Consider the following 10,842-nt stretch of genomic DNA (forward strand, 5'->3'; position numbering starts at 1 on the left):
CAGGTGCAGGACGAACAGGCCGCCGCGAAGGCGGAACGCGACGCGTGGGAGATCCGCGTTTCGGGCCTGCGGTCGGAACACCTGGATCCCGACACGCTCGACGAACGGGCACGCGTCATGCTGAACCTCGCGCTCCCGAACGAGATCGTCGTCAAACTGGGCAATCAGGACAAGCTGTTCTGACCGCCGCCGTCTGACATCGGCCAGATCCTTACCGGTTCATCATCACCGGCAAGGTCGAATTCTCCAATACGTGCCTGGTCACGCCGCCAAGGATCAGTTGCCGCAGGCGGGAGTGCGAGTAAGCGCCCATCGACAGCAGGTCGGAGCCGAACTCTTCTGCCGCAGCCAGCAATCCCGCGCCGACGGAGCCATTGACCGACCGGAAAGTAATCGTCTGGGCATGGATGTTGTGAAGCGCCAGATAAGCCGCGAGGTCTGCCGCCCCCGGCCCGCGACGCTGGTAGCCGTCGGCGGACAGGATCGCCACCGCCTCGGCCTGCTCCATCCATGGCATCGCCGCGACCACCGACGACGCCGACTCGGCCGTGCCGTTCCACGCCAGGCAAACCCGCGTCCCGATGCGGGGCGGCGCCTTCTGGGGTGAAATCAGCACCGGCCGTCCCGAATCGAACAGCACCGCGTGCAGCGCGTCCGAGGACGACACGTCCTCTCCGGCATCCGGATGCGGCACCACGGTCACGTCGGCGAGGCGCGCCTGTTGCGCCACGATATCCTCTTCCCGGCCCGTGACGGCGGCAAAGCTGGCGGACGCGTGCTGGCTGTTCGGGTGGGCGTCCTGCACCACCACATCGTGGCGGCCGACGAAGCGTTCGAACATGCCGCGGACCGCCTGGGCACGGTCGCTGCTCTCTTTCTCGGTCGCCGACATCATCTCCTCGATCATCGCGCCCGAAAGCCCTTCGCCGGCCAGGGGCGCGACATCACGGCTGTCGACCCTCACATGGAGGGCAAGGACATGCGCGTTCCAGCGGCGCGCGATCATCAGCGCGGTCGCCAGTGCGGCCTCACCAGCCGCGGTTCCCGTCAGAGGCAGCAGGATCTTGCGGATTGCCATAGGAACGCTCCACCAGAGAGTTTTGCACCATGAGCAATGCAGGTTTGCATGGAACGTGCAAGCATCTTCGCGCGACCGTGTACCGCAGGCCTCAGGCCAGGGCTTTCAGGGGAAAAGCTTGCTCTGGACCCAGGCGCCGTTCGCAGATGGGCTATACACTGTTCGATCGTGCAGCCTGAACGGCATGTCCTGCCAGAATTCGAACAGCGACGGCAGCAGGCGATAGCCCGACCAGTACGGCGGGCGGGGAATCTCGTCGCCGGGATATTTGGCCTCCATCTCCGCGAGCCGCTCTTCCAGCACCGAACGCTCCGGCAGGGGACGCGACTGGATCGACGCCCAGGCACCCAGGCGCGAGACCCGCGCGCGCGTTGCGTAATAGGCATCGGCCTCTGCGTCGGTGACGTCCTCGACCTGGCCTTCGATGCGGATCTGGCGGTGCAGGGACTTCCAATAGAACAGCAGGGACGCCCGTGGATTCGCCGCCAATTCGTCGCCCTTACGGCTGGTCTTGTTGGTGTAGAAGACGAAGCCACGCGGATCGACGCCCTTCAGCAGTACCGTCCGCAGGGACGGCCGTCCATCCGGTGTGGCGGTCGCGAGGATCATCGCGTTCGGGTCGTTGATCTCGACCTTCTCGGCCTCTTTCATCCAGGCGTCGAACTGATCGAACGGCGAAGCGGCGTAAGTGTGAAGCATCGGGCGAATTCCCACGGAGGTCCAATCCGAGATCGGGATAATCGTCTCGCCCGGCAAGCGCCACCACGGAACTGTACGTAATGCCAACCGGCGCTGACCCTGACCCCCCTGTCATGGCCCGGCCCGACTGGGCCGTGAAACTGGGCCGTGAAACTGGGCCGTGAAAGGGGGACTGCGAGCAACGCCGCTCTGTGTAACACGGCGGTTGCCACGGAGGCCCAATGGACATAACCACCGGTTCGTTCGCCGGAGACCCGCCATGAAAGAGACGCTTCGCCCTGACCCACACGCCGAAATCCGCGAGGAAGTCCGCAAGCTCTGCGCCAAGTTCCCCGGCGAGTACTGGCGCAAGCTGGACCAGGATCGGGGCTACCCGACGGAGTTCGTTCGCGCTCTGACCGAAGCCGGCTATCTTGGCGCCCTGATCCCCGAGGAATATGGCGGTGCCGGCCTGCCCCTGTCGGCCGCGGCGGCAATCCTGGAGACGGTCCAGGCCGAGGGGTGCAACGGCGCAGCCTGCCATGCCCAGATGTACATCATGGGTACCATCCTGCGGCACGGTACCGAACAACAGAAGAAGACCTACCTGCCGAAGATCGCCACCGGCGAACTGCGTCTGCAGGCCTTCGGCGTCACCGAACCGACCAGCGGCACCGACACGACCTCCTTGCGCACCTTCGCTCGCAAGGAAGGCGACAAATACATCGTCAACGGCCAGAAAGTGTGGACCAGCCGAGCGGAGCACTCCGACCTGATGCTGCTGCTGGCGCGGACGACGCCCAAGGACCAGGCCGCCAAGCGCACCGAGGGCCTTTCCACCTTCATCGTCGACATGCGCCAGGCGCTCGGTCACGGCCTGACGATCCGGCCGATCCGCACGATGATGAACCACAACTCGACAGAGATCTTCTTCGACAACATGGAGGTCCCGGCCGAGAACCTGGTAGGCGTCGAGGGGCGCGGCTTCCGCTACATCCTCGACGGCATGAACGCCGAGCGCCTGCTGATCGCGGCGGAATGCATCGGCGACGCCAAGTGGTTCCTGAAAAAGGCCGCCGATTATGCCCGTGAGCGTAACGTGTTCGGCCGCCCGATCGGCCAGAACCAGGGAATCCAATTCCCCCTCGCCCGCGCCTATGCCCAGATGCGCGCCGCGGAACTGATGGTGCAGGCCGGCTGCGAGAAATTCGAGGCCGGCGAAACGCCCGGTGAAGAGGCCAACATGGCCAAGATGCTCGCCGCCGAGGCCTCCTGGGCCGCCGGCGAGGCTTGCATCCAGACGCACGGCGGGTTCGGCTTCGCCGAGGAATACGACGTCGAACGCAAATTCCGCGAAACGCGGCTCTACCAGGTCGCCCCGATCTCGACGAACCTGATCCTCTCCTACATCGCGGAACATGTGCTGGAGTTGCCCCGCAGCTACTGAGCCCACATCGCCCCGTCACAGGTGGGTGAAGGCGGTGCGGCTCCCATCGCGTTGATAAGGTGGTGCAAACGAACAGGGTGTGAATTCGTCCGATCGGCCCCTACGTACCGCTTTCATTTGGAAGCGGTGAATGGCGGACGAACTTCTTCGAGATTTGGCACGGCGGGCCGGTATTTCGGTTGAGTGGCAGGATTATACCGGCAAGACAAGGTTTGTTGAGCCGGCTGTCCTGCACGGCCTGCTCGCCTCCCTGGGCCTGCCGACCCAGACGGGCCGCGAATTGTCGGCCAGCCGCAAGCTGTTCAACCGGCGCAACCGGATCGCCGACCTGTCTCCCCTCATCACCGGCGTCGTGGGTCGGCCGACACGGCTCGACGTCAGCGGTACGGCCCCTGCTCCGGCGGAACTGCTGCTTGAGACGGGCGAAATCAGGCCGTTGACGCTGATCCCGGCACGCGGCCGCCTGCGCGTGCCGCCGATCCACGAAGCCGGCTACCACCGGCTTGCCCTGGACAATCGCCAGATCGTGCTCGCCATCGCGCCGCCGCGGTGCTGGACGGCCGAGGACGCCGTCCCCGACGCACGACTCTGGGGCCTTGTCGCCGCCCCGACGACGCATCTCGGCGACGCCATGGCGATCATCCGGACCGCCGCGCCGGCCGGCGCCGATGCACTGGGCTTCTGCCCGTCAGGCACCGGAGCGGATTCCAGCGGCAGCCGGCTCTTCGCCGATCCGTCGATGGCTGGGTCCGAACTGGTGTTGGGCCGCCCGGCGCCGGACGCGTCGAGCGACCAGGCGTTGCAGACGCTTTTCGACCAGTTCCTGGATGGGCCGGACTGGGACGGCCCTCTGGGCGCCGACTTCGCACGCTACCGCCACGAAGCCAGTCCGGCGCTGCAGCGCCACGCGCGCTTCCTGGTCATCCGTGAAACCCTGGGCCTGCCCGCCGGGTCATCCTGGCAATCCTGGCCCAACGATTTGCGCACGCCCGACACGCCCGCGGTCGCCGCCCTCGCGCGCACCTACGCGGATCGGATCCTGTTCCATGAATTCGCCCAATGGCTCTTGGACCGCTCGAAAGCGGCCGTGCAGCGGGCGGCCCGGCAAGCCGGCATGCGGATCGGTCTCCTGGGCGACCTTCACCTCGGCGCCCCGACAAACGGCAGCGAGACCTGGAGCCGTCAGGACAGCATGATCCTGAATGCCTCGACCGGTGCCCCACCGAATGCCGAAGCACCGGAGGGACAACGTTTCGACCTGACCGCCTTCTCGCCTCGGGCCTTGGAAGCCTCCGGCTATGCCGCCTTCATCGCAGCGCTCCGTGCCGCGATGCGCCACAGTGGCGGTGTCCATATCGGCCACGCGTCCGGTCTTGCCCGGCAGTGGCTGGTCCCGTCCGGAGCATCCCCGGAGCAGGGTGCGTATGTCTCCTATCCCACGACCGACCTGCTGCGGCTGATTGCCCTGGAATCCACCCGGCACCAGTCGATCGTCACCGCGGCTATCGGTCGCAGCCCGCCGCCGGGCCTGGTTGAGGCGTTGGAACAGGCCGCCATCGGCATCAGCCGCGTGTTGCTTGAAGACCATCCTGCCACCTGGACGGCGGACGTCGTCGGTTTGACGTCACGACCCAACGGCCCCTCGGTCCGGGCATGGTGGTCCGCAGCGGACTCCACCCCGGCCGCTGCTTTGTGGGAGCGTATCGGGGCATCCGCCCCCTTGCCGGCACGCGACGGTCCAGCACGGGTTGTTGACGCCGCGATCCAGTCCGCCGGCGAAAGCGCTGCCCCGCTGGTGCTGGTCCCGCTTCACGACTTGGCGGAGGCAGGCGCGTCGCTCGATCATCCCGACGCCGAACGCCGCCTGGAGACCCTCGCCCGGCTCCGGCCCCGGTATTAGAGCCGGTCAGCGCGACTGATACCGTCGCCCTTGTCATGGCTTGGCTTGCGTCATGCCCCGACCACATCGTGACCCGGACGACCGGGCCGTCCCCTCCTCCCGTACCACGGCCCGGTCGAGCCAGGCCATGGCGGGACTTTCCGGCAAGCGCTCATCCGCCGAGACGGAACATAACGATCTGTGCCGCTCCGTGCCGGCGCAGATCAAGGATTGACGCGTCCGGATGCCAAGCCTCGTCCCGTCCCAGTTCCGCGATCACCAGCGCATCCGGCGCGATATGATCCGCCAGCGCACGGAGAGCCGCCGGAACCAGGCCGTTGCCGTAGGGCGGATCGAGAAACACCAGCGAAGCCGGTCCTGGCGTCATGTCGCCCCATTTCCGCCCTCGTGCGCCGGCGCTGGTTCCCAGCCGCAGCAAGTCCCCCGTGACGACCTCACAACGTCGCTCTGCCTTGCAGGCCCTGATATTGGCCCTCAACGCGGCCAGCGCCGCCTCGTCCTGCTCGCAGAACCACGCGAACCGGGCGCCCCGCGAGAGGGCTTCAAGGCCGAACGCGCCGGTCCCGGCGAAGGCATCCAGCACCACGGCTTCCTCAATCAGGGATCGGCCACCCCACGACGCGTGCAGAAGCGTGTCGAACAGCGCCTGCCGCACCCGGTCCGCCGTCGGCCTCGTGGTGTTGCCGGACGGCGCAACCAAGTGCCGGCCCCGCCACGCCCCGGCGACGATGCGCACGCTACCGCCCCCGTTTCGGCGCCATCGCGACCCCTGCATCGGCGGGCAATTGCTCACGCAGGACCCGAGCGGGGATTTCCTCGATGCCGCCACGTTCGAGAGAGCCGAGCTGGAAAGGGCCGTATGCGACGCGGATCAGACGCGAGACCGAGAGACCCAGATGCGCCATCACCCGCCGGACCTCCCGGTTGCGCCCTTCGCGCAGGCTGACCGTCAGCCAGGTATTGTCGCCTTTGCGCGCGTCCACCTCGGCCTCGATCGGTCCGTAGCGGACCCCATCGACGGTGACGCCGCGCGCCAACGCCTTCAGCGCCGCGGGATCGGGTGTGCCGAACACCCGCACCCGGTACCGCCGTAGCCAGCCGTTGGAGGGCAGTTCCAGCCGCCGCGCCAGTGCGCCGTCGTTGGTCAGCAGCAGCAGCCCCTCGCTGGTCAGGTCGAGGCGTCCCACGCTGACCACCCGCGGCAACTGGGTCCGCAGCTTGTCGAACACGGTGGGACGGCCCTCGGGGTCTTTATGAGTCGTCACCAGCCCGTCCGGCTTGTGGTACCGCCAGACCCGCGTGCGATCGGGCGGATCGACGACCCGGCCGTTCACCTGCACCACGTCCCCCGCGCTGATGAAGGTGGCCGGATGCGTCACCACCCTCCCGTTCAGGCGCACGACGCCCTGCGACAGCATCGTCTCTGCGTCGCGCCGGCTGGTGACCCCCGCGCGCGACAGCCATTTCGCGATCCGGTCGCCTTTTTCCTCGCTTCCTTTGACCTCGCCCCTTTTGACCTCACCCGCCTCGCTCATGTCGCACCGGCGGCGATGTCGCGGCGGCAGAACCCCTCCGGCCACGCCAAGGCGTCGACCCCCGCATAGGCTCGGGTACGCGCGGTCGACAGGTCCGGGCCCGTCGCGCAGATCGTCAGCACCCGACCGCCATCCGCGACCACCGTCGCATCCGGCGCAGCGCGGGTCCCTGCGTGGAAGATCGAGACGTCCGGCAGCGCCGCCGCCTTGTCCAGGCCGCCGATCGCCGACCCCTTCTCGGGATTGTCCGGATAGCCGCGCGCCGCCATGACGACGCCGACCGCGGCCGTGTCATGCAGGCGCAGGTCGAAATTGCGCAGTTCCCCATCGCAGGCCGCCTGCAGTGCCGCCAGCAGGTCGGATTTCAGACGCAGCATCAGCACCTGGCACTCCGGATCGCCGAAGCGGACATTGAACTCGATCAGCTTCGCACCCTCTTCCGTCAGCATCAGGCCGGCGAACAGCACGCCGCGGAACGGCATGCCATCTTCAGCCATCTGCCGCAGCGCCGGGCGGACGATCTGCGCCAGACACGCCTCCTCCAGTTCGGGCGGGAAGCACGGCACGGGCGAATAGGCGCCCATGCCCCCCGTGTTCGGCCCCGTATCGCCATCGCCCACCCGCTTATGATCCTGGGCGGAGCCGATCAGCACCGCGTCCTCACCGTCGCACAGGGCGAACAGCGAGACTTCGGGCCCGGTCAGGCATTCCTCGATCACGACGGCAGCGCCGGATTCGCCGAAGACCTTCCGGTCCATCATGGCATCGATGGCGTCGAGCGCCTCGGCTTCGGTCGCCGCGACGACGACGCCCTTGCCGGCCGCCAGGCCATCGGCCTTGATCACGATCGGGGCGCCGCGCCGGGTCACGAAATCGCGCGCAGCGGCCGCGTCCTCGAACCGCTCCCACAGCGCCGTCGGGATGCCGGCGGCGTCGCAGACCTCTTTGGTGAAAGACTTGCTGCCCTCCAGCCGCGCCGCCGCCTGGGTCGGGCCGCAGCACGGAATGCCAGCCGCCTCCATGGCGTCGGCCAGACCGGCGACCAGCGGCGCCTCCGGGCCCGGCACCACCAGGTCAATCTCCTTTTCCTGCGCGAACACCACCAGCGTGCCGATCTCCAGCGCGCCGATCGGCACGCATTCCGCCACCGCCGCGATCCCTGGATTGCCTGGCGCGCAATACAGCTTGGTCAACAGCGGGCTGCCGGCGATGGCCCAGCACAGCGCGTGCTCCCGTCCGCCCGATCCGACGACCAGAACCTTCATATACGTCTCCCGACCGGCTTCTCCGCGCGCAGCCACTAGCATACTCTGCGGGCATGGACGATCCACGCCCATCACTGGTTTCCAACATGCCCGAATACACCGTGTCGGAGATTTCCGGCGCGGTGAAACGCACGCTGGAGACCACCTTCGGCCGCATCCGCGTGCGCGGCGAACTGACCGAGGTCAAGCGCTACCCGTCCGGCCACATCTACCTGTCGCTGAAGGACGAGAACGCCAAGATCGCCGGCGTCGTCTGGAAGACCGCTGTCCCCCGCCTGGGCCTCACGCCGGAGAACGGCACCGAGGTCATCGCCACCGGCCGGATCTCGGCCTATGGCGAGCGGTCTTCCTACCAACTCATCATCGAGCGCCTGGAATACGCCGGCGTCGGCGCCCTGCTTGCACGCATCGAGGCGATCCGGCAGCGACTCGCCGCCGAGGGCCTGTTCGATGCTGACCGCAAGCAGCCCTTGCCCGGCCTGCCCGCCGTGATCGGCGTGGTCACCAGCGAGCGGGGCGCGGTGATCCAGGACATCCGCACGACGATCGAGCGGCGCTTCCCGCGCCGCATCCTGCTGTGGCCGGTGCCGGTCCAGGGGGAAGGCGCGGCCCAGGCCATCGCCGAGGCAATCGCCGGCTTCGACGCCATGCGCCCCGGCGGCGACCCGCCCCGTCCGGACGTGCTGATCGTCGGCCGCGGCGGCGGAAGCCTGGAAGACCTGATGCCGTTCAACGAGGAAATCGTCGTCCGCGCCGCCGCCGCTTGCCGTATTCCGCTGATCTCGGCGGTGGGACATGAAACCGACACCACGCTGATCGATTTCGTGTCCGACCGCCGCGCCCCGACGCCCACGGCAGCGGCGGAGATGGCGATCCCGCCGCGGCTGGACCTGGTCGCCGACCTGACCCAGAAAAACTCCCGGCTGCTGGGTGCGCTCAACCGGATGACGCAGACCGCGCGGCTGCATTTGACGCGCGTCGAGCGCGGCATTCCCGACCTGCCGTCCCTGTTGAACCAGGCGCGGCAGCGACTGGACGACCGGTCGGAACGGGCGGCCATGGCATTGCCGGCGCTGGTGGCGCGGTGCCGGACGACCCTGGTCGCGGTCGAGCGGCGGCTACCCGACCCGCGCCATCTGACCGCGCCGGCTCGGACCGCGTTGGGCGACCAGGTGGTGCGGCTGCGGCTGGCGGCGCCGGGGTTGGTGACGGCGCGGCGAACGGGTCTGGACAGCGCGTCCCACCGTCTGATCGCCGCGGCCGAACGCGCGCTGGCCGCCTGTCGCGGCAAGGCGGATCGTATCCTGCCCCGGATGTCCGACGCGCCGCTCCGCGCCCTGCTGCGTGAGGCTCGGGCGCATCTGGCGGGGCTGACGCCCCGGCTGGAAGCGGCATCCCCGCTGGCGCTGCTGCAACGTGGCTACGTCCTGGTGACGAACCCCGAGGGACAGCCCGTCACCGCCGCGAAACAGGTGAAAGCGAACGACCGCCTGCGCCTGCATTTCGGCGATGGCGAAGTCGACACGGTCGCCCAGGGCGGGTCCACCGCAAGCCCCAAACGCGGGACGTCCGCGCCGAAGCCGGGCAAGCAGGCGACCTTTGACCTATGAGCGGTCGATCGTCGCCATCACTCGATCCGCCCGGTCGAACGCCGCGCGGATGCGGTCGAGGCGGGCTGTGATGGCGTCCCGTTCGCCCGTGTGGGTCAGGACATAGAAGTCATTGTCCCGGATGGCCTGAAGCACGCGACGCCCGACGACATCCGGATGCAATGCGCCTCCCGAGAAGGCGGATTTCAGCGCCTCCTGCTGCGGCCGGCTATAGGCGCCGCCGAAACGGTCAGGTCGCGTGGCCGCCGAATCGAAGATCGAGGTCGTGACCGCACCGGGGCACAGCACCGACACGCCGATCCCGGCGTCCCTGGTTTCCTGTTCCAGCGCCTCGGACAGGGCGAGGACGGCGTATTTGGTCATGGCATAGGCGCCCTGGTTGCGGCCTTCGCGCACGAACAGGCTGGACACCGAACCGGTGTTCACCACGTGGCCGCCCTGCCCGTGCGCCCGGATCATCGGCACGAAGGTTCGGATGCCGTTGATGACGCCATTGATGTTGACGCCCATCACCCAGGACCATTCCTGCAGCGTTACCTTCTCCAGCGGCGTTCCGTGCATCGCGACGCCGGCGTTGTTGACGGCGACATGCAGCGCGCCGAACCGGTCGGTCACCGCTTCGCCGGCCGCAGCGACCGAATCCGGGTCGGACACGTCGACGGTCACCGCCTCGACCCTGCCTCCCAAGGCGGCGACGGCAAGCCGAGCGGCTTCGAGCGGTTCGGGGCGGAGGTCCGCGAGCATGACGTTCATGCCCGCCGAGGCCAGCGCCTTGGCGATACCCAGACCGATCCCCGACGCGGCGCCGGTGACGATCGCGGTCTTTTCCTTGAAATCACGCATGGCAGGTGGAGGCCGCCTATTCGGCGGCCATCTCCTCGAAGGTTTCGATCGCGGTCAGCAACGACTCCCGCACCAGCGGCGCACCGACATAGCCGGCGAGGTGCAGCAGCGCCTCGGACAGTTCGTCTTCCGACCAGCCATGGTTGCGTGCGAAACGAAGATGCAGCTTCAGCTCCGGCGTGCGGCCCTGTGCGGCGTCGGAGATGACGCAGATCAGCGCACGCGTCTTCAGGTCGAGCCCCGGACGGGTCCACAGCGTGCCGAACACCGCCTCCTGGGTGTAGGCGGCGAACTTCTCCATGATCGGATGCTTGTAGACGCTGCTGTCGAGCTTGTCGGCGTAGGCCTCGCCCATCAGCTTGCGGCGCATCGCCCGCCCCTGGGCACGTCGATCGTCAGCCATGTCGTTCCCCCTTTCGTTTGCTGGCGCCGAGTGTCCGCCATCGGGGGTCGCCTGGCTAGAGCGCGATGGCCGGAGGCGGAATC

At 68.0% G+C, this 10,842-nt stretch carries 11 protein-coding genes; 4 read left to right on the plus strand and 7 right to left on the minus strand.

Features of this window, described 5'->3' with window-relative positions; translation table 11 throughout:
* On the plus strand, nucleotides 1–183 hold a 183-nt coding region (locus tag VHB27_RS13850), incomplete at its 5' end, for an FtsB family cell division protein (RefSeq protein ID WP_325601360.1).
* A 28-nt stretch (nucleotides 184–211) separates the two neighbouring features.
* On the opposite strand, the gene VHB27_RS13855 is transcribed toward VHB27_RS13850, so the two are convergent.
* Both VHB27_RS13855 and pdxH read right to left on the minus strand, forming a co-directional pair.
* A complete protein-coding gene (locus tag VHB27_RS13855; RefSeq protein ID WP_325601362.1) occupies nucleotides 212–1,078 on the minus strand; it encodes a universal stress protein in 867 nt (288 codons plus the stop codon).
* A gap of 105 nt (nucleotides 1,079–1,183) precedes the next feature.
* Complete coding sequence (gene pdxH / locus VHB27_RS13860; RefSeq protein WP_325601364.1) at nucleotides 1,184–1,777, minus strand: pyridoxamine 5'-phosphate oxidase; 594 nt, start codon at nucleotides 1,775–1,777, stop codon at nucleotides 1,184–1,186.
* Nucleotides 1,778–2,036: 259 nt separating this feature from the next.
* Here pdxH and VHB27_RS13865 point away from each other — a divergent pair, with 259 nt between their 5' ends.
* Both VHB27_RS13865 and VHB27_RS13870 read left to right on the plus strand, forming a co-directional pair.
* Nucleotides 2,037–3,203, plus strand: a complete 1,167-nt coding sequence (locus tag VHB27_RS13865) for an acyl-CoA dehydrogenase family protein (RefSeq protein WP_325601365.1) — start codon at nucleotides 2,037–2,039, stop codon at nucleotides 3,201–3,203.
* Between the two features lie 130 nt (nucleotides 3,204–3,333).
* The gene (locus VHB27_RS13870) at nucleotides 3,334–5,103 is read left to right on the plus strand and encodes a 4-alpha-glucanotransferase (protein ID WP_325601367.1); all 1,770 of its coding nucleotides are present in this window, start codon (nucleotides 3,334–3,336) and stop codon (nucleotides 5,101–5,103) included.
* A 151-nt stretch (nucleotides 5,104–5,254) separates the two neighbouring features.
* Here VHB27_RS13870 and VHB27_RS13875 read toward each other — a convergent pair whose 3' ends face one another.
* Genes VHB27_RS13875 through purD form a run of 3 tightly spaced genes read right to left on the minus strand, consistent with a single transcriptional unit; the run spans nucleotide 5,255 to nucleotide 7,903 of the window.
* Nucleotides 5,255–5,839 carry an RsmD family RNA methyltransferase gene (locus VHB27_RS13875; protein ID WP_325601369.1) on the minus strand — a complete coding sequence of 195 codons (585 nt, stop codon included), beginning with the start codon at nucleotides 5,837–5,839 and terminating at the stop codon, nucleotides 5,255–5,257.
* Nucleotide 5,840: 1 nt separating this feature from the next.
* Entirely contained in the window at nucleotides 5,841–6,638 is a 798-nt protein-coding gene (locus tag VHB27_RS13880) for a pseudouridine synthase (protein ID WP_325601371.1), read from the minus strand.
* A complete protein-coding gene (gene purD, locus VHB27_RS13885; protein WP_325601373.1) occupies nucleotides 6,635–7,903 on the minus strand; it encodes a phosphoribosylamine--glycine ligase in 1,269 nt (422 codons plus the stop codon). The genes VHB27_RS13880 and purD overlap by 4 nt, the downstream gene beginning before the upstream one ends.
* Nucleotides 7,904–7,956: 53 nt before the next feature.
* On the opposite strand from purD, the gene xseA reads away from it, so the two are divergent.
* Nucleotides 7,957–9,513 carry an exodeoxyribonuclease VII large subunit gene (xseA, locus tag VHB27_RS13890; RefSeq protein ID WP_325601375.1) on the plus strand — a complete coding sequence of 519 codons (1,557 nt, stop codon included), beginning with the start codon at nucleotides 7,957–7,959 and terminating at the stop codon, nucleotides 9,511–9,513.
* Here the strand turns inward: xseA and VHB27_RS13895 are convergent.
* Nucleotides 9,508–10,356 carry an SDR family NAD(P)-dependent oxidoreductase gene (locus VHB27_RS13895; RefSeq protein WP_325601377.1) on the minus strand — a complete coding sequence of 283 codons (849 nt, stop codon included), beginning with the start codon at nucleotides 10,354–10,356 and terminating at the stop codon, nucleotides 9,508–9,510. The two genes, xseA and VHB27_RS13895, sit on opposite strands and share 6 nt — an antisense overlap.
* Nucleotides 10,357–10,372: 16 nt before the next feature.
* On the minus strand, nucleotides 10,373–10,759 hold the full coding sequence (locus VHB27_RS13900; protein ID WP_325601379.1) for a carboxymuconolactone decarboxylase family protein: 387 nt from the start codon (nucleotides 10,757–10,759) through the stop codon (nucleotides 10,373–10,375).
* Between the last annotated feature and the right edge of the window lie 83 nt (nucleotides 10,760–10,842).

Source organism: Rhodopila sp. (assembly GCF_035548235.1).
Classification (GTDB): domain Bacteria; phylum Pseudomonadota; class Alphaproteobacteria; order Acetobacterales; family Acetobacteraceae; genus Rhodopila.